The organism is Candidatus Pantoea formicae, from assembly GCF_011752625.1.
GTDB lineage: Bacteria > Pseudomonadota > Gammaproteobacteria > Enterobacterales > Enterobacteriaceae > Pantoea > Pantoea formicae.
Window position 1 is genome coordinate 1 of the sequence record NZ_VWXD01000017.1, and the last position, 20,041, is coordinate 20,041.

At 52.4% G+C, this 20,041-nt stretch carries 19 protein-coding genes; 8 read left to right on the forward strand and 11 right to left on the reverse strand.

All coding sequences use genetic code 11. The features are described 5' to 3' along the window. Window positions 1-196: 196 nt before the first annotated feature. A complete protein-coding gene (locus F3J38_RS25585) occupies window positions 197-1,270 on the reverse strand; it encodes a porin (RefSeq protein WP_304623132.1) in 1,074 nt (357 codons plus the stop codon). Between the two features lie 886 nt (window positions 1,271-2,156). Between F3J38_RS25585 and F3J38_RS25590 the strand changes: the two genes are divergently transcribed. The 6 genes from F3J38_RS25590 (at window position 2,157) to spy (ending at window position 9,160) form a co-directional block, all read left to right on the forward strand. Further along, a complete protein-coding gene (locus F3J38_RS25590; protein WP_167143792.1) occupies window positions 2,157-3,377 on the forward strand; it encodes an aspartate aminotransferase family protein in 1,221 nt (406 codons plus the stop codon). Continuing rightward, a complete protein-coding gene (gene astA / locus F3J38_RS25595; protein ID WP_167143795.1) occupies window positions 3,374-4,405 on the forward strand; it encodes an arginine N-succinyltransferase in 1,032 nt (343 codons plus the stop codon). Before F3J38_RS25590 ends, astA begins: the two co-directional genes overlap by 4 nt. Next, a complete protein-coding gene (gene astD / locus F3J38_RS25600) occupies window positions 4,402-5,871 on the forward strand; it encodes a succinylglutamate-semialdehyde dehydrogenase (RefSeq protein ID WP_167143798.1) in 1,470 nt (489 codons plus the stop codon). The genes astA and astD overlap by 4 nt, the downstream gene beginning before the upstream one ends. After that, window positions 5,868-7,196 (forward strand): N-succinylarginine dihydrolase, encoded by a 1,329-nt coding sequence (gene astB / locus F3J38_RS25605; protein ID WP_167143802.1) that lies wholly within the window; start codon window positions 5,868-5,870, stop codon window positions 7,194-7,196. The genes astD and astB overlap by 4 nt, the downstream gene beginning before the upstream one ends. Before the next feature lie 48 nt (window positions 7,197-7,244). Next, window positions 7,245-8,240: a succinylglutamate desuccinylase gene (gene astE / locus F3J38_RS25610; protein ID WP_167143804.1), complete on the forward strand. Its 996-nt coding sequence runs from the start codon at window positions 7,245-7,247 to the stop codon at window positions 8,238-8,240. Window positions 8,241-8,662: 422 nt separating this feature from the next. Then, window positions 8,663-9,160: an ATP-independent periplasmic protein-refolding chaperone Spy gene (spy, locus tag F3J38_RS25615; RefSeq protein ID WP_084936285.1), complete on the forward strand. Its 498-nt coding sequence runs from the start codon at window positions 8,663-8,665 to the stop codon at window positions 9,158-9,160. Between the two features lie 77 nt (window positions 9,161-9,237). On the opposite strand, the gene cho is transcribed toward spy, so the two are convergent. The 3 genes from cho to F3J38_RS25630 form a co-directional block, all read right to left on the reverse strand. Next, entirely contained in the window at window positions 9,238-10,098 is an 861-nt protein-coding gene (gene cho, locus F3J38_RS25620) for an excinuclease Cho (RefSeq protein ID WP_167143806.1), read from the reverse strand. Between the two features lie 112 nt (window positions 10,099-10,210). Then, window positions 10,211-11,038: an NAD(+) synthase gene (gene nadE / locus F3J38_RS25625; RefSeq protein ID WP_167143809.1), complete on the reverse strand. Its 828-nt coding sequence runs from the start codon at window positions 11,036-11,038 to the stop codon at window positions 10,211-10,213. 117 nt (window positions 11,039-11,155) lie between these two features. Next, window positions 11,156-12,346, reverse strand: coding sequence for a multidrug effflux MFS transporter (locus F3J38_RS25630; RefSeq protein WP_167143812.1), 1,191 nt, complete (start codon window positions 12,344-12,346; stop codon window positions 11,156-11,158). Between the two features lie 192 nt (window positions 12,347-12,538). Between F3J38_RS25630 and osmE the strand changes: the two genes are divergently transcribed. Continuing rightward, window positions 12,539-12,874 (forward strand): osmotically-inducible lipoprotein OsmE, encoded by a 336-nt coding sequence (gene osmE, locus F3J38_RS25635; RefSeq protein ID WP_167143815.1) that lies wholly within the window; start codon window positions 12,539-12,541, stop codon window positions 12,872-12,874. Between the two features lie 52 nt (window positions 12,875-12,926). Here the strand turns inward: osmE and F3J38_RS25640 are convergent, their stop codons facing one another. From F3J38_RS25640 to hxpB, 6 genes are all read right to left on the reverse strand, one after another. Further along, window positions 12,927-13,313 carry a DUF6515 family protein gene (locus F3J38_RS25640; protein ID WP_167143818.1) on the reverse strand — a complete coding sequence of 129 codons (387 nt, stop codon included), beginning with the start codon at window positions 13,311-13,313 and terminating at the stop codon, window positions 12,927-12,929. Window positions 13,314-13,510: 197 nt separating this feature from the next. Then, window positions 13,511-14,902: an L-cystine transporter gene (locus tag F3J38_RS25645; protein ID WP_167143821.1), complete on the reverse strand. Its 1,392-nt coding sequence runs from the start codon at window positions 14,900-14,902 to the stop codon at window positions 13,511-13,513. A gap of 153 nt (window positions 14,903-15,055) precedes the next feature. Then, window positions 15,056-15,646 (reverse strand): metal-dependent hydrolase, encoded by a 591-nt coding sequence (locus F3J38_RS25650; RefSeq protein ID WP_167143992.1) that lies wholly within the window; start codon window positions 15,644-15,646, stop codon window positions 15,056-15,058. A 139-nt stretch (window positions 15,647-15,785) separates the two neighbouring features. After that, window positions 15,786-16,547, reverse strand: a complete 762-nt coding sequence (gene kduD / locus F3J38_RS28015) for a 2-dehydro-3-deoxy-D-gluconate 5-dehydrogenase KduD (protein WP_205298412.1) — start codon at window positions 16,545-16,547, stop codon at window positions 15,786-15,788. 12 nt (window positions 16,548-16,559) lie between these two features. Beyond that, on the reverse strand, window positions 16,560-17,396 hold the full coding sequence (gene kduI, locus F3J38_RS28020; RefSeq protein WP_205298413.1) for a 5-dehydro-4-deoxy-D-glucuronate isomerase: 837 nt from the start codon (window positions 17,394-17,396) through the stop codon (window positions 16,560-16,562). Between the two features lie 346 nt (window positions 17,397-17,742). After that, window positions 17,743-18,411: a hexitol phosphatase HxpB gene (hxpB, locus tag F3J38_RS25660; RefSeq protein WP_167143824.1), complete on the reverse strand. Its 669-nt coding sequence runs from the start codon at window positions 18,409-18,411 to the stop codon at window positions 17,743-17,745. A 142-nt stretch (window positions 18,412-18,553) separates the two neighbouring features. On the opposite strand from hxpB, the gene F3J38_RS25665 reads away from it, so the two are divergent. Continuing rightward, on the forward strand, window positions 18,554-19,090 hold the full coding sequence (locus F3J38_RS25665; RefSeq protein ID WP_167143827.1) for a YniB family protein: 537 nt from the start codon (window positions 18,554-18,556) through the stop codon (window positions 19,088-19,090). 13 nt (window positions 19,091-19,103) lie between these two features. Here the strand turns inward: F3J38_RS25665 and F3J38_RS25670 are convergent, their stop codons facing one another. Continuing rightward, window positions 19,104-19,988: a fructosamine kinase family protein gene (locus F3J38_RS25670; protein ID WP_167143829.1), complete on the reverse strand. Its 885-nt coding sequence runs from the start codon at window positions 19,986-19,988 to the stop codon at window positions 19,104-19,106. Window positions 19,989-20,041 lie beyond the last annotated feature (53 nt).

The window sequence follows — 20,041 nt, forward strand, 5'->3', positions numbered from 1 at the left end:
GAACATGGAATGAGTGCTTGCCGAGATCGATACCAATGAGCGATACGTTTTGCATGATGATCCCCTTCAGAAAGAAAAACACCCTGTCAGCATAGCGCCCGACAGGGTGGAGGTGACCATCTCATTAGGGCAGCTTGCGCTGCCCCTGGCTCATACCCAGCCGACACTAGCCGGTATGCAATGAGGGAACAATAGCTTAGAACTGATACACCAGACCCACAGCAGTGATGTCGTCAGTATTCAGACCCAGTGGGTTGTTATCTTTCAACAAGGTGATGCGGTATTCAGCATACGCAGACATGTTTTTGTTGAAGTAGTAGGTTGCACCCACTGAGGCGTATTTGATGATGTCAGCATCGCCAATGCCTTCAATGTCTTTGCCTTTAGAAGAAACGTAAGCCACAGATGGACGCAGACCATTCAGGAACTGGTACTGGGCAACGGCTTCAAAGTTAACAGCTTTGTTGGCAAAACCACCGGTGATTGGGGTCGCGTTATAAGTCTGGCCGTAAATCGTTGCCAGGTAGATCTGGTTGGCGTCATATTTCAGACCCGATGCCCAATGCTGGGCTTTATCGCCATCACCACGTGCAGCTTGGTTCTGGGTGGTGGTGCGATCCAGGCTGGCATAAGCACCGACAACACTCAGGCCAAAGTCGAAGTCATAAGACGTGGACAAAGCAAAGCCATCGCCATTTGAACGACGTACCGCGATAGTGGAGTCTGTGCGGTCGTTTTTGCCTTCATACTGCGCCGCAAAATTCCAACCTTTCACCAAACCGAAGAAATCTTTGTTACGCCAGGTCAGCACGCCCGTTGAGCGGCCTGACAGGAAGGCGTCGGTGTAACCGGAGTCACCACCAAAGTAAGGCAGCATATCGGTGTAACCCAGTACGTCGTAAACCAGACCATAGTTACGACCGTAATCAATTGAACCGAACTGAGCGATTTTCAGACCCGCGAAACCAAGGCGGGTTTTGTTACCTGAGTTTGCATCGCTGCCTTCAGAGTTGCTCAGGCTGTACTGATATTGCCACTGACCATAGCCGGTCAGTTGGTCATTAATTTTGGTTTCGCCTTTAAAGCCCAGACGGGTGTAAGACGCGACTTCGCCGTTTTGGCTGTCGTTATCAGAGAACAGATGTGAAACGTTAATTTTGCCGGTCAGATCCAGTTTGTTGCCATCTTTATTATAGATTTCGGCGGCCTGAGCCGAAGAAAGTCCCAGCAGTAAAGGCATCACTGCTGCCAGTAACGAGCGCTTCATCATTTATAATTTACCCTGTGATATTTTTAATTGTATCCCCGTCTTCGGGGTGAAAAGAAAATGACACAAAAAGTTCAAGATCAGAAGTGCAATATATGTAACCAAATATTTCCTGTTGGCTTTTTGTGTGATTTTTAATCTTAACTTCCATTATATGGGATTTTATATTGAATATACTTATCTCATTCAAAGGAGAGTTATAGATTAATTTAATAATTAACATGTTGATTTTATTGAAAATTATTTATATTTATGGATGAGTGAACAGACATTTTTATTATGAGTTATATAGCACAAGCCTATGTATTATTGTTCAATAACAAATATAGAAATCCACCTAATGATTAGCATGGTAATTATCAAGTTTACATATGATGTGTCTGTTTATTTCTGATTTGATAATAACCTTAGTCACTAAATGTTATTTAGGATTTGTTTAATAAACTTCGATTAAAAAACATCCGTTACATTGGTCTTTTGTTAATAAAGATCACATTTATCGCCTTTTTCACTTGCCTCGCTTCTGCACAATCTCTGCATCCCACTGCACCACAGGTGCACAAATCGCCCCAAAACAGGGCGCTAAGCGCGTCATTTTGGCGAAATATTTCATGTGCGATCACAAAAGCATAATTTCATTTTGTGAATGCATAAATCTGCTAATGAAATGACTGCTATCCAACCCCCATCAGACTAATATTCACTTTTTATGCACTTAATGTGAATATCGACCTCCTATAACCTATTGATATTTCGTTGCTCCGACCAGTTTATGCATTTATTTCGCTAGCTGGCACGCTTACTGCACTCTACAGTAGAGCTGCAACACAATAGTTATTAACAATTCTAAAACAAAAGCTTCACTTAAGGTGAAGCAGGAGAAATGGCCATGTCACTGCAAGTTTCACGTCACGATTTCGATCAATGGATGATGCCGGTTTACGCCCCTGCGGCTTTTGTTCCGGTACGTGCTGAGGGTTCGACGCTCTGGGATCAACAGGGTAAGGATTACATCGACTTTGCAGGTGGCATTGCCGTGAATGCATTGGGACACGCGCATCCGGCTTTACAACAAGCGCTGACAGAGCAAGCCGGGAAACTGTGGCATACCGGTAACGGTTACACCAATGAGCCCATTCTGCGTCTGGCCAAACAGTTAATTGATGCGACGTTTGCCGACCGCGTGTTCTTCTGCAATTCCGGTGCTGAAGCGAACGAAGCAGCGTTGAAGCTGGCGCGTAAAGTGGCGCACGATCGATTCGGGGCGGAAAAAAATGGCATCGTGGCTTTTAACAACGCTTTCCATGGTCGTACTTTGTTTACCGTTTCTGCGGGGGGACAGCCCGCCTACTCGCGCGATTTCGCACCGCTTCCTCCAGCCATCCAGCATGCCAACTTCAACGACCTGGCATCTGCCGCCGCCCTCATTAATGATCAAACCTGTGCCGTGATTGTTGAACCGATTCAGGGCGAGGGTGGGGTGTTGCCTGCCGACCCTGCTTTCCTGCGTGGCCTGCGCGAGTTATGCGATAAACATCACGCCACGCTGATCTTTGATGAAGTGCAAAGTGGCGTCGGACGGACGGGATCGTTGTACGCCTACATGCACTATGGCGTGACGCCCGATGTCCTGACCACGGCTAAGGCCTTGGGCGGTGGCTTCCCGATTGGTGCCATGTTAACGCGTGAAGATCTGGCGTTGGTGATGGGCGTGGGGACGCATGGCACCACCTATGGCGGCAACCCACTGGCCGGTGCCGTCGCGGGTAAAGTGATGGAGCTGATCAATCAGCCTGACTTTATGGCAGGCGTAGCGGAGCGTCATCAATGGTTTGTTGCGGCGCTGCAGGAACTCAATCAACGCCTGCCTATCTTCAAAGAAATACGTGGCCTTGGTCTGCTTATTGGTGCCGTGCTGAATGAAGATTTTGCGGGCAAGGCCAAACAGTTCAATTTGGCTGCTGCGGAAGAGGGTGTCATGGTCCTGATCGCCGGGGCTAACGTGGTGCGTTTTGCACCAGCGCTCAATATCAGTGAACGGGAAGTCAAAGAGGGCCTGGTCCGTTTTGAACGTGCTTGCGCTCGTGTGCTAACAGGAGCCGCATCATGATGGTGATTCGCCCCGTCGAACGTGACGACCTTGCGCAGTTGCTGTCGCTGGCGGGCAAAACCGGGGGTGGCTTAACTTCGTTGCCCGCCGATAGCGATACACTAAAAGCGCGTATTGAGCGATCGCTGCTCACCTGGCAGGGGGCATTGTCACGCGCTGAACAAGGTTATGTGTTTGTACTGGCTGACAGCGAAGACAACCGTGCTGTCGGCATCTGTGCCGTTGAAGTCGCCGTAGGCTTACAGGACCCTTGGTACAATTTTCGCGTCGGCACCCAAGTGCATGCGTCAAAAGAATTAAATGTGTACGCCAGTTTGCCGACGCTTTCTCTGAGTAACGACCACACCGGGAGCAGTGAGCTTTGCACACTGTTTCTCGATCCTGACTACCGCGACGGCAAGAATGGCCATCTACTGTCGAAATCACGCTTTCTATTTATGGCGAACTTCCGCGACCGCTTTATGAAACATGTGGTGGCGGAGATGCGCGGAGTCAGCGACGACGACGGACATTCTCCCTTCTGGGACAGTGTGGGCAGCCGCTTCTTCTCAATGGAGTTTCGTGAAGCAGATTTCCTCAGTGGAACCGGCCAAAAAGCCTTTATTGCCGAGTTGATGCCCAAGCATCCGCTGTATATCCATTACCTCTCCGATGCTGCCCAGAAAGTCATTGGTGAAGTGCATCCCAAAACGGCGCCCGCACGTGCGGTGCTGGAAGCTGAAGGCTTTCGCTATCTCAATTACATCGACATTTTTGATGGCGGCCCGACGCTGGAGTGTGAAATCGACCGTATTCGTGCCATCCGCAAAAGCCAAATGCTGAATGCGGAAGCGGGTGAGGTGGATGAAACCTGGCCGCTTTGTTTAGTGGCAAATGGTGATTATCAGAATTTCCGCGTTGCGCTACTGCCGGTCGATATCGCCTCAGGCAGGGTGCGAATGAACGAGGAACAGCGCGTGGCATTGCGCTGCGAATTTGGCGATGCACTGCGCGTGGTGACGCTGTGCCGTGAGGAGAAAAAAGCATGACGCACTTTATTAATGGCCAGTGGGTAACGGGTGGCGCGGAAGTCTTTACCAAACATAATCCTGTCAGCGGCGAAACGCTGTGGCAGGGCAAAGCGGCGAGCCGTTCGCAGGTGAGTGCGGCGATTGATGCTGCGCGCGCCGCCTTCCCCGCGTGGGCGCGCACACCCTTTGCTGAGCGTCAGGCGCGGGTGGAAACCTTTGCTCAACTGCTCGACGGCAATAAAGTTGCCCTGGCAGAAACCATCGCCCGCGAAACCGGCAAACCACGCTGGGAAACGCTGACTGAAGTCCAGGCGATGATCAACAAGATTGCTATCTCAGTGAAGGCATATCATTCGCGCACAGGCGAGCAGTCTGAGGGTGAGAGTTCTCTGCGTCACCGTCCACATGGTGTGCTGGCCGTGTTTGGTCCTTATAACTTCCCCGGACATTTGCCGAATGGTCATATTGTTCCTGCACTGTTGGCGGGTAACTGCGTGGTGTTTAAACCCAGCGAGCTAACGCCGATGACAGCGGAAAAAACCGTGGCGTTATGGGAACAGGCGGGTTTACCTGCGGGAGTGCTCGGTTTAGTGCAGGGGGGACGTGAAACAGGTCAGGCGTTGGCGCACGAGCCGCAAATTGATGGATTACTGTTTACGGGGAGCGCCGCGACAGGCTATCACCTGCATCGTCAGTTTGCCGGACAGCCAGAGAAAATGTTGGCGCTGGAGATGGGCGGCAACAACGCTCTGATTGTTGAAGACCCTTCTGATCTTGATGGCGCGGTGCACATTGCCATTCAGTCCGCCTTTATCACGGCAGGGCAACGTTGCACTTGTGCACGTCGTTTACTGGTCAAACGTGGTGTCAAGGGAGATGCTTTCCTACAGCGTCTTATCGCCGTCAGCGCACGTCTGCAACCCGCTGCGTGGAATGCCGAGCCACAACCTTTTATGGGCAGTGTGATTTCCCCGACCGCAGCTGGACACATTTTTTCCGCCTGGCAACAGCGTATCGAATTGGGCGGTAAAGTGCTGCTGGGTATGCATTGGCCCGATCGTGACAGCGCCATCATTACACCGGGCATCATTGAGATGACGGATGTGGCCAATCTGCCGGATGAAGAGGTGTTTGGTCCCATGCTGCAGGTGATCCGATACGACGACTATCAGCAGGCGATTGAGATTGCCAATAACACACGCTATGGGCTGTCATGCGGCCTTATCTCGCCACAGCGCGACCAGTTTGATCAGCTGTTGCTGGAAGCGCGAGCGGGTATTGTGAACTGGAACAAACCGTTAACGGGTGCCGCCAGCTCCGCCCCGTTTGGTGGTGTCGGGGCCTCAGGCAACCATCGCGCCAGTGCCTGGTATGCGGCAGATTATTGCGCCTGGCCTATGGCCTCGCTGGAAAGTCCAAACCTTGCCTTACCCGGTACGTTATCGCCGGGCCTCGACTTTTCCGCTGAGGAGTCACTGCCATGAAAGCCTTTGAAGCCAATTTTGATGGATTGGTCGGCCTGACTCACCACTATGCAGGTTTGTCATTTGGTAACGAGGCCTCAACACGCAACCAGCTACAACCCTCTAACCCGCGCCTTGCGGCGAAACAAGGGCTGCTTAAGATGAAAGCGCTGGCAGATATGGGATATGTCCAGGGGGTGATTCCGCCGCACGAACGACCCAATATCCCTTTGCTGCGCCAACTCGGTTACAGCGGTACTGATGAGCAGGTGTTGGCTCGCGCAGCACAGCACTCCCCGCAGCTGCTGTCCGCCGCCAGTTCTGCCTCGGCAATGTGGGTTGCCAATGCGGCGACGGTTTCACCTTCAGCCGATAGCGCAGATGGGCGTGTGCATTTCACCGTCGCTAACCTTAACAACAAGTTTCATCGTGCGATTGAAGCGCCTGAAACAGCCGATCTGCTGCGGGCGATCTTCCGTGATCCACAGCACTTTAGTGTGCATGACGCGCTGCCTCAGGTCGGCTTGTTTGGCGATGAGGGGGCCGCAAATCATAATCGCTTCGGGGCGGATTATGGCGATGCCGGTGTCCAGCTGTTTATCTATGGTCGGGATGGTCAACAGCAAGGGGCAGCACCTGCACGTTATCCGGCGCGCCAGACAAGAGAAGCCAGTGACGCAGTGGCTCGTCTGCATCAACTAGAGAACAGTCGTACCCTGTTTGCGCAGCAAAATCCGGCGGTGATCGATCAGGGCGTATTCCATAATGACGTGATCGCGGTCAGCAACCAGCAGGTGTTTTTCTGTCATGAGGAGGCGTTTGTCGACCAGCCGCAGTTACTGCAACAGCTGGCTGAACGCGTGCCGGGCTTCCAACCGATTGTGGTGCCGCGCGAGAAAGTCTCTGTCAATGATGCCGTGAATACCTACCTGTTTAACAGCCAACTGTTGCGCCATCCTGATGGCGGTATGTTGTTGGTGTTGCCAGAAGAGTCACGCCAACATGAGGGTGTCTGGCACTATCTGACCGAACTGGTGGAGAACGGCGGGCCGATTCGCGAGCTGAAGGTGTTTGACCTGCGTGAGAGCATGTATAACGGCGGCGGCCCCGCGTGTCTGCGCCTGCGAGTGGTACTGACCGAAGCAGAGCGACAGGCGGTCAATCCCGCGGTGTTGATGAACGATCGCCTGTTTACCACATTAAACAGTTGGGTCGATCGCCACTATCGTGACCGTTTAACTCAAGCTGATTTAGCCGATCCACAACTGCTGCGTGAAGGACGCACTGCGCTGGATGAACTGACTCAACTGCTAGACTTAGGCAGTGTCTATGCATTTCAGCGTTAACGCCAAAGGCGAGCGTTAGGCTCGCCTTTGAGTTTGAAAGGAGAAATCATGCAGGATTTTTTACAACAAACCCTATCGGGAAAACCGCCGCAACAGCGTGAAGGCCGCAATGAGCATTTGAGCTGGCAATGGCTCGACGAGGGCATTCTATCCCTGACGCCACATCACCCCACGCAGCAGGCTTTAGTGCTTTCTGCCGGTATTCACGGTAATGAGACCGCGCCGGTGGAGATCCTTAACCTGCTCCTCATGCCGCTACTGCAAGGTGAGAAGCCGCTTGCCGTGCGTTTGCTGGTGCTGTTAGGCAACCCGGCTGCGCTACGCAGTGGTCAACGTTATCAACAATACGATATCAATCGCCTGTTCGGCGGGCGCTGGCAGAAGGTATCCGAACTACCGGAAGCACAGCGCACACTGCGGCTGGAACAGGCGCTAGAGAGTTTCTGGCGCACCTGCCGTGATCATGAAGTGCGTTGGCATCTGGATTTGCATACAGCAATTCGCGGCTCTTACCACGCGCGATTTGGTGTTATGCCGCTTAATCCACAGCCGTGGCCGGAAGATTTCCTGCATTGGCTGGCGGCAGCAGAGTTGGAAGCCTTAGTGTTTCATCGTTCGCCTGGCGGAACCTTCACCCACTACAGCTGTGAGCATCATGATGCAGCCAGTTGCACATTGGAATTAGGTAAAGCGTTACCCTTCGGCGAAAACGACCTTAGCCAATTTAGCGCGATACAAGGTGCATTAGCGGCCTTGCTTTATGGTGATGCATTGCCCGAGGTACATGAACAACCGCGACACTATCGCGTGGCTCAGCAGATCACGCGCCATGGGGATGAGTTTGTATTACATATGGGGCCTGAAACCCTGAACTTTACTGCTTTTCCGCAGGGCACCTTGTTGGCTGAAGAGGGCGAGACACGCTATTTCGTGCAACAGGCGCGCGAGTATGTGCTGTTTCCCAATCCTAACGTCGCGCCAGGGCTACGCACGGGATTGATGCTCGTTGAAGAGAACGAGCAGACGCAGGCTTTGACGCTTTAGTCCGTTCCTGATCTTATCGCCGCCATCTTCCCCGTCAGCATTTGTAGAGAGCGGCCGCCCGCTGCGGATGGCGGCCAATCCTTGCACGAAACCGTAGCGGCCGCCTGGTGTAATGAGTGGCCGCAACGCTCAATAGCGAAAGAGGTAGATTGGCATCAGTTACGACGCATATTTCCCTTCCTGAAAACCGACAATACCGTTACACTCCTCCTTAATTCCTGCGCATTTCCCCTTGATTGTCATACTCTTTTGCAATTCCTCACGCATTTCTTCGCTTTCTCTCCATGATTGCCTGATCTTTGTCTTTTATGCTTTCAGGGCTTTACTCAGCCTCTGAGTAGTTGACGTTTGGCGTCGTATGCTTGTTTCCGAAGACGCGACACACCTTGTCGTCATGAAACTGAATAGTAAGGACAATAATTATGCGTAAACTCACTTCCCTGTTCCTGGCTACTACAATGGCTCTTGGTGCTGCCAATATCGTCCACGCTGCGGCGGACAATCTGACACCACCGCCAGCAGGTAGCGAAAAACCGATGCACAAGCCGCCAATGCGCCATCACGGTATGGAGATGATGTTTAAAGGGCTTAATCTGACGGATGCGCAGAAAGCCCAGATCAAAACCATCATGCGTGACAGCCATAAAGATATGAAACGTCCGTCGCTGGAAGAGCGCCGCGCGAACCACAGCATTATTGCATCTGACACCTTCGACCAAGCGAAAGCAGAGGCACAGGCGGCGAAAATGACCGCTGACGCTAAAGATCGTGCGGTGAAGATGATGGAAACGCAGAACAAAATTTATAACGTGCTGACGCCAGAGCAGAAAAAACAGTACAACGCGAATTTTGAGAAACGTCTGACAGAGAAACGTCCGCATGACGGTAAAATGCCGCCACCGCCGGCTGATGGTGAATAAGCCGTTTAGCTAACCGGTTTGAGACCGCCGACGTTGTCCACTGCATCTGTTGCTCTGGGCAGCGTCGGCGGTTTTGTTTATAGCTCTATCAATGGGAAGACGCCGGACAGCAGCGGGCGACAGAGAATTTTATAACCGTCGTGGTCAAACCCGCTGCTTGCACGTTGCAGCTGTCTCGCTTCTGCTTCTGTGGCGACTGAACCCAGCCAGAACCAGTGATCAATCACATGGATCTGCGTCATCTCAGCGCCCACCTCCAGCATGCCCACTGGGCCTCGCCACGGCCAGCACACCACGCGCATTTGCTCCAGTGCGTCACGCAAGCGTTGCTGGTGTTGTTCTATCGATTCTTTGCCGTAGCAGGCGCCAGCGCAACGCTTCAACGCGGCACGAAAACAGCCTCTTCCCGGGCTTAAACGCTCCAATCCTAACAATCCATGGCATAGCCGCTGTTCATCGGCGATGGTTTTCAATTTTTCCAAGGCGGCAAAGCGACTGCGGAACAAGCCGTAAAGATTAGGGGAACAGGAAAAGTCGAGATCCTTGGCATAGACCACTTGGGGGGCGCCATCACCTAATTGCAGTGAGCAGAGCTGGCGGTTTTTGCGCAGGCGTTTATTGAACAGCGGCTGCTGCGTTTTAATCATCTGCGCTTCTAGCAGTTGTGCGCCTAAATCGCCTGCTGTGGGAATCCAGGTGACCCGTCGCGCCTGTCGCAACATACTGGCTTCTTCAGGCGTGCGGAAATGCGACATCACCCGACTGCGCAGGTTGACGCTTTTTCCGATATACAAGGGCAGGTCTTCACTCTCACCGTGGAAGGTGTAAACGCCCGGCTGATTAGGTAAGCCTTCCAGCCATTGACGAAGATGCTCGGGATATTGATAAATGGCCGCCGCATCGAATTCTAGGCGGTGGCTGGCTGCACGTCTGACCAAAACTCACTCCGATTACTGGTTGTCCGTCCAGTATATCAGTGCGCTGCTTTTCTCGCCAGTCAGTGACCGTGGAGGAGGCGTTTCCCGTGGGTTAACGGGAAACGCGGAAGGGCTACTTTTTCCAGAAATCGTCAAACACCGTAATCGGTGGGCGGCGTTTGTGTTCGGTTTTCAGATACCAGCCTTCGATGGTCTTCGCCGCTGCGGGATCAATGGATTTGCCTTCCAGATAAGCATCAATCTGCTGATAGGTCACGCCCAAGGCCACTTCATCTTGCAGGCCTGGACGGTCATCTTCTAAATCAGCCGTTGGGTGTTTCAAGTAGAGATGCTCTGGGCAACCCAAAGTTTTGAGCAACTGCTTACCTTGGCCTTTATGCAGACGGAAGATAGGGTTGATGTCACTGCCACCATCACCATATTTGGTGAAAAAGCCGGTGATGGCTTCTGCCGCATGGTCAGTGCCCACGACAACCCCTTTTGTCATCCCTGCAATGCTGTACTGAGCTTTCATGCGTTCACGGGCTTTCTCATTACCGCGCACAAAATCAGAAACCACAATACCGGCCTCTTTCAAGGCACGCTCACTGGCAAGAATCGCCTCTTTGATGTTAACCACAAGGGTGCGATCCGGCTGGATAAACGCCAACGCATCCTGACAATCTTGTTCATCCGCTTGAACACCGTAAGGCAGACGCACAGCGATAAAGGTGTAATCTTGATCGCCGGTTTCTTCACGCAATTCGCGAATAGCAGTTTGCGACAGCATCCCCGTGAGGGTAGAGTCCTGACCGCCGCTGATGCCGAGCACCAGGGTTTTCAGAAAAGGGTTGGCTTTCAGGTAAGACTTTAAGAAATCAACGCTAACGCGGATTTCCTGCTGTGGATCGATAACGGGTTTTACACCAAGGGCTTCGATGATTTCCTGCTGCAGTGACATGAACCTCTCCTCAAGTCAGTAGCCTGACGGCACAATGCGAATCATTTGCTAAAGCTAACGCCTCTGATGGCAAACAACAAGCCGTACGGCTTGTTGATGCACTTATTTGCAGGCTTTTCAGGCGCTTTTGGGCTTTTGTGCCAAAAGGTTGAACATCAAAATGGCCAGCATAAAGCAACCGAAAATCGTGCCAGTCATGCTGGCAACGGAGGTGCCACCCAGCCCGGTGACAGGCACACTGATCGCACCCAGCGTGAACATGGTGACACCAATCACGGCGGAGGCGCTCCCCGCACGATGTCCCTGACTTTGCATCGCCAGAGACGATGCGGTAGTGGCGATCACGCCGTTACTGGCGATAGTAAAGAACAGTGCAACCAAGATCACCGGCAGTGCAGCCCCGGTCAAGCCCGCCAGCAACAGGCAACTGGATGCGATAAACGCGAGGGTTAAGCCGCCTTTCAACACCCGATATTCACCCCATAGTGGGCATAAACGGGCACTGGTTTGAGATGCAATAATCAGGCCGATACCGTTCGCTGCGAAACAGAGGCTGAATGCCTGCGGTGATAAGCCGTAGATTTGCTGCAAAACGAACGGCGATGCACCGATATAGGCAAACATCCCAGACATCATAAAGCCTTGCGTCAGGCAAAAGCCCATAAAGGGACGATGTGTGAACACCTGTCCGAGTGCTGCCCAGGCAGAGAATACCGAACCCTGACTGCGTCGTTCTTCCGGCAAGGTTTCATGCAGCTTCCAGCGCGCCAGGAAAATCAGCAAAATCGCGACACAGCCTAACACCACAAAAATGCCACGCCAGTTAAGCACCGTCATCAGAGCGCCACCGAGCACCGGCGCGCCAATCGGTGCCAATCCGTTGACTAACATCAACAAGGCGAAGAAGCGTGTCAGCTCATGGCCGCTATACATATCACGTGCGATGGCACGTGACAGTACCGCACCACCTGCACCGGCTAAGCCTTCAAACAGGCGAGCCACCAACAGGGAATGAATATCTTTCGCCAATGCGCAGCCAATGGACGCGACGAACAGCAGAATGAGAGAGAGTAAAAGAGGGCGGATACGGCCGAACTTGTCACTCATGGGACCAAACAAAAGTTGGCCTGCGCCCAATCCAAGCAGGCCTGCGGTTAGGCTTAGCTGGGCCGTTGCTGTTTCCGTGTTGAGATCGCGTGCCAGTTCAGGCAATGCGGGTAAATACAGGTCGATACATAACGGCCCGAGTGCCGCGAGCAAGCCGAGTGTGATGGCATAAACCAGCCGATTGGAGTGTGCAGGTGTCATTGATCCTCTGTGTTCTTTTATGTCGGTAGATTTTTTTGCCGGGGGATTATACGAAGCGAGAGGCAGCAACACAGCAACTTTACGAAAAACTAACGCTTCAGAAATCGCTGAAAGCGAAGCCATAGATTTGATTAATCTGGATTTATGTTCCAAGCTTAGTGTGACATGGACAAAGTATGAGGAAAAAACAAAATGAATAAAGTGCTGGGATGTATCGCTGCTGCTGTAACGCTGGTTGCCCTGTCAGGCTGTACCACTTATGACAAAGCTGAAAGCTATGTCACCAAACCGGTAGTGAAGGACGTTAAGAAAGGTATGACGCGTGACCAGGTTCGCCAGATTGCGGGGCCACCTTCTACTGAAATTACCATGGTGCATGCACGTGGTACTTGCCAGACCTACGTGATTGGTGAGCGTGATGGCAAACAGCAAACCTACTTTGTAAGTTATAACGATGTAGGCCGCGTAATGAATTATGGCTTCCAGAGCTGTAAAGACTACGATACTGATCCTCAAGCCAATCAGTAAGCCTCATCCTATGAAACGGCCCGTCATTGACGGGCCGTTTTTTGTTATGCGCTTATAAGCCGTAAGGGCGCGGCACTTCCACGTAGCTGCCACCCACTTCACGTTGGTAATAGTGGCCTTCCTGCACGTAATAACGTTTGCCGTTAAAATCCAGCACGCGCATCCCGCCTTCTGGGGGTGCTTCAGGCGCTTGGACCACCACGTAGGTGTCACCCTGACGCTGATAGTAGTTGCCATTGAGCATGTAGTAAGTCAGGCCGCCGATCAGCACCGCCGTCGCGGCTTCAGGCAAGAAGCGCAGTGGGCCGGGGCCCCCCCAATGTGGACCTGGACCACCCCAGTGTGGACCAGGGCCGGGGCCCCATCCATAAGGGTGGGCAAAACTAATGGCTGGCGTCAGTAAGGTTAACGCCAGCACCGAGGCGATAACATTTTTCATCGGTGATTCTCCTGCTTTGACTAATAGCAGGATTCGCCTTCTGAGGATAAAACTCAAGTGAAAAGTGGCTGATTTTTCGTCCGTTTACCACGCTTAACACTTTCCTGACGCTTGCACCACGATTGGACTAAATTGCGGAGTTTACGCCAAAAAAAACGGCAGACTTTGCGGGCCTGCCGTGGGGGATGTCGTAAGAATTAACGATGCGCCAGTTCCGCGTTTTCGTCACTCTCTAGCACTTTTTTATCGGTTAATCCGAGCCAGCGGCTGGTGAGAGAACCGGCGGTCATTGAACCGTTAACGTTCAATGCGGTACGGCCCATATCAATCAGCGGCTCAATCGAGATCAGCAACGCAACCAGCGTGACCGGTAAGCCCATGGCAGGCAGAACAATCAACGCGGCGAAAGTCGCACCGCCGCCCACGCCTGCCACACCCGCAGAACTGAGGGTCACGATGCCGACCAGGGTCGCAATCCACATCGGGTCAAACGGGTTGATGCCCACAGTCGGCGCCACCATCACGGCCAGCATGGTTGGATAGAGACCGGCGCAGCCGTTCTGACCAATGGTCGCGCCAAATGAAGCTGAGAAGCTGGCAATCGATTCTGGCACACCAAGGCGGCGCGTCTGCGTTTCCACATTCAGTGGAATGCTGGCGGCGCTGGAGCGGCTGGTAAAAGCGAAAGTAATGACCGGCCATACCTTGCGGAAGAAGCGCATCGGATTGATGCCGTTCACTGACAGCAACAGGGCATGCACGCCGAACATGATCGCTAAACCGAGGTAAGACGCGACCACAAATCCACCCAACTTGATGATGTCTTGCAGGTTAGAACCTGCCACCACTTTGGTCATTAAAGCCAGTACACCGTAAGGAGTCAGCTTCATGATCAAGCGTACCAGTTTCATCACCCAAGATTGCAGGGTATCGATGGCCACTAACACGCGCTCACCTTTGACTTTGTCATCTTTCAACAACTGCAAAGCGGCTACACCGAGGAAGGCAGCGAAGATCACCACACTGATGATTGACGTTGGGTTAGCGCCCGCCATATCAGCAAATGGATTTTTCGGGATAAAGGAGAGCAGCAACTGCGGCGTACTCAGATCGGCGACTTTGCCGACGTAGTTGCTTTGAATCGCGCTCAGACGTGCGGTTTCTTGCGCACCTTGCACCAGTCCTTCAGCGCTGAGACCAAACAGGCCGGTGACCATCACGCCGACCAATGCGGAGATCGCCGTGGTAAACAGCAGCACGCCGATGGTCAATACGCTGATTTTTCCAAGTGAAGAGGCATTATGCAGACGCGCAACGGCGCTCAAGATTGAGGCAAACACCAGCGGCATCACGATCATCTGTAGCAATTGCACGTAGCCGTTGCCAACTATGTTGAACCAGCTAATTGAATCCTTCACCACTGGACTGTTTTCACCATAAATGGTTTGCAGGGCCAGGCCGAAAAGCACGCCAAACACCAAACCGGTCAGGACGCGTTTTGACAAACTCCAGCTTGGGTTGCCGATGCGATTTAAAACAATCAGCAGCGCGACAAAGGCCACGATATTAATAATGAGGGGAAAATCCATGCTTGACTCCAGAGATATACCGCGCCGCGAATGACCTCAGCGCGAAAAACAGTAAGTTCCCGTCAGGGAATGTCAGGAATGTTATCAGCTCAAGAAAGTGCAAGCTTATACTCAAAAGGAATGGCTTATAACTTTATTGCTTAAATTGTCACTTTATTGCGCTGTTTGACCGTTTACCAACCGACTAATACCATTCTGTAACGTATTAAACAGTTGCTCAGGCCAACCGTTAGCACCAAAAGAGGGCATGCCTGGCGGGAACCACAATGCGTACCCCACCAATGCGAGACAGAGTGCGCGTTCAAGTTGATTGCCTTTTTGGCTATTTAATAATGGGAGACGAAAGCGCCAACGACAGGGCCAAAGCAGCGGTACGCCAGCGGGTGTCAGCATATCGGCGACGATATGGCTCAGATACCCCAGCGTGAGTCCCTGTAACACATCGGCCGGTAAGAACCAGTCCGCGGGGACATTCAACTGGAACAGCCATAGGCTGATTGCGACGGCCAGCAAACTGTGGGTAAAACCGCGATGCCCAAATGCACGCGCGATGGGTTGTGAAATCCACTTGAAACGCTGACCTAACACAGATTTAGGGTGGTCAATATCGGGAAGCAGGCAGGTTAAAAGCGCAGCAGGCACAAGATGCCACCAGTCGGCGCTGGCCATTACCGGCGTCAACTCTGCGCGCTTGGCAAAAATCGCACTGGCAATGGCAAAAATGATATGGCCTTCGGCCGTCATGATAAAACCTGGCTGCAAAAACTGTCGATGCATCCAGTATAGGGATTTATCCAGTGAAATAGAACGGTGACGCTGTAACGAAGCGTTAATATTTTTCACTTTCCCGCGTCATAATGACGCGGGAAAAGAACAGGTTAGCTTAGCGTGCTAACCATCCGCCATCGACTGCCAAGGTGTAGCCTTGTACGTAATCGGATGCGCTGGAGGCCAGAAATACAACCGGCCCCATCATGTCATCGGGAATTCCCCAGCGACCTGATGGAATCCTGCCCAAAATCTCCTCATTGCGTGATTCGTCACTGCGCAATTGTTCTGTGTTATTGGTGGCCATGTAACCCGGCGCAATCGCATTAACGTTAATACCGTATTTAGCCCATTCATTGGCCATCAGGCGCGTGAGGCCCATCACGGCGCTTTTGGATGCAGTGTAGGAGGGTACGCGGATTCCCCCCTGAAATGACAGCATCGACGCGATGTTAATGATTTTCCCGCCATGACCTTGTTTGATAAATTGAAGGGCAATCTGCTGTGAGAGGAAAAACAGGCTCTTGCTGTTGATATTCATCACATCATCCCAGTCCTGCTCGCTAAAGTTAAGCGCGTCCTCGCGTCGGATAATGCCCGCGTTATTCACCAGAATATCAATATGCCCAGCCTGTGCGACGGCTTGTTCAACAATGTGCGGCACCAGAGACGGCTTGGTGAGGTCGGCCTGAATAGACCAGAAGCGACGGCCCAACGCTTCGACTTTAGCTTGAGTATCCGCCGGACCTGCGCGATTCACACCAATGATGTCGCAGCCCGCTTGTGCCAGACCCAGTGCCATTCCTTGACCTAGACCGGTATTACAGCCTGTCACCAGCGCCACTTTGCCTTCGAGATTAAATGCATTAAGAATCATCTTTCACTCCTGTTAGCGCAGCGCGCTGATGCTGACGTGGTCCATGTCATCGAATACTTGGTTTTCACCCACCATGCCCCAGATAAAGGTATAGCGCTGCGTACCCACACCGGCATGGATCGACCAGCTCGGTGAAATCACCGCCTGTTCGTTATGCACCAGCAGGTGACGGGTTTCCTGGGGTTGTCCCATCATGTGGAAAACGGCGCTCTCTTCGGCCATATCAAAGTAGAAGTACACCTCCATACGGCGTTCATGGGTGTGGCATGGCATGGTGTTCCACAGGTTGCCGTCATCAAGACGTGTTAAGCCCATCGTTAACTGGCAGGTCGGTAACACATCAGGCACGATAAACTTATTGATGGTGCGACGGTTGGACGTGGAGGCATCGCCTAAGGTGGCTTTTACGGCTTCTTCAAGCGTGATCTTTTTGTCGGGATAACGGGTATGCGCCGGTGCACTGTTGTAATAGAACTTGGCCGGTTGGCTGGCTTCGCTGCTGCGGAACACCACGCGCTGCGCACCTTGGCCTACATACAGCGCTTCCTGATGACCAATCTCCCAGGTTTTGCCGTCGACCTCGATTAAACCCGGCCCGCCGATGTTGATGACACCCAGCTCGCGGCGTTCAAGAAAGTAACTTACTCCCAACTGCTTACCGACTTCCGCGCCTATGGTGACGGATTGCTGCACCGGCATCACTCCGCCAATGATGATGCGATCAATATGGCTGTAAGTCAGGGTGTAGTTATCAGCCTCGAAGATTTTCTCGATCAAAAATTCGCGGCGTAATCCCGCGGTATCCAGTTGTTTGGCATGTTCAGTATGAATGCTTTGACGAACGTCCATCTCAAACCTCTCAACGTTAAAGGGCGTGTTTCAACGTGGCGCTTGGGGCATCTTAGGCAGGTTGGGATGTGAATTCAATAAAAATGAAACGTTGTTTTATTTATTTGCGGAGGCGATCAAAAGAGAGAGTGGCGAGCACCCATAACGCAATGGTGAAGCCTGATGGACAGGGAACGGCCTTCCCAGCCGCGACGTGTACAAGATATGGAAAAATGAGGGGAGCGTGTTGAAGCGTGGCCTGCTGGCGAGTGAGAACCAGGGATTGACCCGTCCGACCGGCAAGGATGCGGGGCGAACAGGTCCTACAGGTCTGAGAGCCAGGTGGTAAAGCGAGCCCCCTGAATAATTAGTTAAACAGGTGCTCAGCAGTGAGTTGAGTCAGGTCTTCCAGCTTCACATTCGCTAATGCCCAACGTGCATCGTCACGGTATTCTTTCGCCGGCACCACAATGGAACGCATGCGCGCCGCTTTGGTGGCGATCATGCCATTGAACGAATCTTCCAGCGTCACGCAGTTCAGCGGGTCAATGCCCAACTTCGCGGCTGCATCCAGATACACCTGCGGATGCGGTTTGCTGTAAGGCAGCGCTTCAGCCGAGGCAATGGCGTCAAAGTATTTACGCAGGTCAAACATCTCCAGCACGCGTTCCAGCATAAACAGAGGTGAAGCAGAGGCGAGGGCGACTTTTAAGCCTTGCTGCTGACAAAGTTGCAGTGCCTGCTCAACACCAGGCAGCAACGGACGTGTTTCTTCAACCAGCGCCAAGGCTCGCGCAATAATACGCTGGGTGACTTCAGCTTGATCTGGACCGTTCCAAGGCAGGGCTTCAAACCACATGCGGACGGTTTGATCGATGCGCAGACCCAAGGTATCCGGCAGTTCGTGTCGGCGGCTGATGTCCACACCTAAACTGGCGAAAACGTCGAGTTCAGCCTGATCCCACAGCGGCTCGGAGTCGATCAGCAATCCGTCCATATCAAAAATAGCGGCCAACACAGGGCGACGATAACTCATGCTACAGCTCCGTTTGAAATTTGCCCTACCTTAACATGTCAGGCAGGGAAAACCGACTTACGGCAGGTTACGCATTTTTCAGGAAAAATTGCCCCAGTACAGGTAGACTTAGGCAAAACTACTGTATGTGAAGGGAGACACCATGACTTACCAACAGGCTGGCCGCATCGCCATCCTTAAGCGAGTGGCTGGCTGGGTCATTTTCATTCCGGCTTTGCTATCGACCATCATCTCAATCCTCGGCTTTATGTTTAAACATAGCGAAAAGCAGCCGGGAATTGATGCCGTGATGCTCGATTTTGTCCATGTTATGGTTGACATGATTAAGTTCAACACGCCGTTTTTGAACATGTTTTGGCAAAATTCGCCGGTGCCAGAGTTTAACGGCGGAGCCAATATCGGTTTCTGGATCATCTACATCCTGATTTTTGTCGGGATTGCGCTGCAGGCTTCAGGTGCACGGATGTGGCGTCAGTCACGCCATATTAAAGAAGGCATTGAGGATCAGTTGATTCTTGAGCAGGCGAAGGGCGCTGAAGGTCGTACGCGCGCGCAGTTGGAAGAAAAAATCCATGTCCCACGCCACACGATATTGCTCCAGATTTTTCCGCTCTATATTCTGCCGATCGTGATTGCTATCGCCGGATATTTTGTCCTGAAGTTACTGGGCATGTTGTAAGTCGTCAGGCCGTTCAGGCCTGACGTTGTCCTAACGCATCCTCATCGAGCAATTGGTTGATGGCGAATTGCGCTTCATCTTCCCAATTACCCGCAAATACGTTGGCACGGTTCAACAGATAATAAAGTTGATAAATCGGCTGACGCTGCGAGAACCCCTCAGCCAATGGCCATACGGCGTGATAACCGTCGTAAATCTGACGCGGCAAATCAGCGTAGTAACTCAACATCGCGAGGTCGCACTCGCGATCCCCCCAATAACAGGCAGGGTCGAACAGCCAAGGGCCACTGCTGCTGCCGGCGCAGTTAGCCGGCCACAAATCACCATGTAATAAAGAAGGTTGCGGGTGGTGATTAGCCAGCGCTCGTTGAACGCAATCGACAATTAACTCGGTATTGCCATATTGCACTCCTTTCTCAGCGGCGAGTTGGAGTTGCCATCCGATTCGCTGTTCAGCGAAGAACACTGACCAGCGGCGTAACCAGCTATTGGGTTGGGGTGAAGTCGTGATGTTATTGTCGTAGTCGAGGCCAAACTGCGGTTGCTCACTCCATTGATGCAGGTGCGCCAACTGCTGCCCCAGTTGATAGGCAGTGTGCTCATTCAGGGCTTCAGGAGGAATATATTCCAGCAACAGAAAGCTACTGTCACGATCGCTGCCTACACCATAGACTTTTGGCACACGGACAGTTTGTGTGCGGGCTAGCAAACCGAGCTGGTCGGCCTCCCAACTGAATAAAGTAAGCATATCGCGCGTGTTGCACTTAACGAACACATCCAGTTCACCATAACGAATGCGCCAAGCGGGATGAACATCTCCACCGGGTAGTTCATGGCGTTCCGTGATTTCGGCATTGCCGGCGTGTTCGCTTAACAGACGACTAACGGCTGACCACATTGGGTAATCCTCTTAATTCGCTGCGTAAGTGTGATTGTAGCGCGCAAAACTTG

Excerpts from the sequence above, each read along its gene's own strand:
- nadE (WP_167143809.1), bottom strand. The coding sequence starts at position 11,038 with ATGTCACTGCAGCAGGAAATCATCGAAGCCCTTGGTGTAAAACCCGTT.
- F3J38_RS25585 (WP_304623132.1), bottom strand. The coding sequence starts at position 1,270 with ATGATGAAGCGCTCGTTACTGGCAGCAGTGATGCCTTTACTGCTGGGA.
- F3J38_RS25665 (WP_167143827.1), top strand. The coding sequence starts at position 18,554 with ATGACTTACCAACAGGCTGGCCGCATCGCCATCCTTAAGCGAGTGGCT.
- osmE (WP_167143815.1), top strand. The coding sequence starts at position 12,539 with ATGAATAAAGTGCTGGGATGTATCGCTGCTGCTGTAACGCTGGTTGCC.
- astE (WP_167143804.1), top strand. The coding sequence starts at position 7,245 with ATGCAGGATTTTTTACAACAAACCCTATCGGGAAAACCGCCGCAACAG.
- F3J38_RS25645 (WP_167143821.1), bottom strand. The coding sequence starts at position 14,902 with ATGGATTTTCCCCTCATTATTAATATCGTGGCCTTTGTCGCGCTGCTG.
- kduD (WP_205298412.1), bottom strand. The coding sequence starts at position 16,547 with ATGATTCTTAATGCATTTAATCTCGAAGGCAAAGTGGCGCTGGTGACA.
- F3J38_RS25650 (WP_167143992.1), bottom strand. The coding sequence starts at position 15,646 with ATGACGGCCGAAGGCCATATCATTTTTGCCATTGCCAGTGCGATTTTT.
- astB (WP_167143802.1), top strand. The coding sequence starts at position 5,868 with ATGAAAGCCTTTGAAGCCAATTTTGATGGATTGGTCGGCCTGACTCAC.
- astA (WP_167143795.1), top strand. The coding sequence starts at position 3,374 with ATGATGGTGATTCGCCCCGTCGAACGTGACGACCTTGCGCAGTTGCTG.
- hxpB (WP_167143824.1), bottom strand. The coding sequence starts at position 18,411 with ATGAGTTATCGTCGCCCTGTGTTGGCCGCTATTTTTGATATGGACGGA.
- F3J38_RS25630 (WP_167143812.1), bottom strand. The coding sequence starts at position 12,346 with ATGACACCTGCACACTCCAATCGGCTGGTTTATGCCATCACACTCGGC.
- astD (WP_167143798.1), top strand. The coding sequence starts at position 4,402 with ATGACGCACTTTATTAATGGCCAGTGGGTAACGGGTGGCGCGGAAGTC.
- F3J38_RS25670 (WP_167143829.1), bottom strand. The coding sequence starts at position 19,988 with ATGTGGTCAGCCGTTAGTCGTCTGTTAAGCGAACACGCCGGCAATGCC.
- F3J38_RS25590 (WP_167143792.1), top strand. The coding sequence starts at position 2,157 with ATGTCACTGCAAGTTTCACGTCACGATTTCGATCAATGGATGATGCCG.
- F3J38_RS25640 (WP_167143818.1), bottom strand. The coding sequence starts at position 13,313 with ATGAAAAATGTTATCGCCTCGGTGCTGGCGTTAACCTTACTGACGCCA.
- kduI (WP_205298413.1), bottom strand. The coding sequence starts at position 17,396 with ATGGACGTTCGTCAAAGCATTCATACTGAACATGCCAAACAACTGGAT.
- spy (WP_084936285.1), top strand. The coding sequence starts at position 8,663 with ATGCGTAAACTCACTTCCCTGTTCCTGGCTACTACAATGGCTCTTGGT.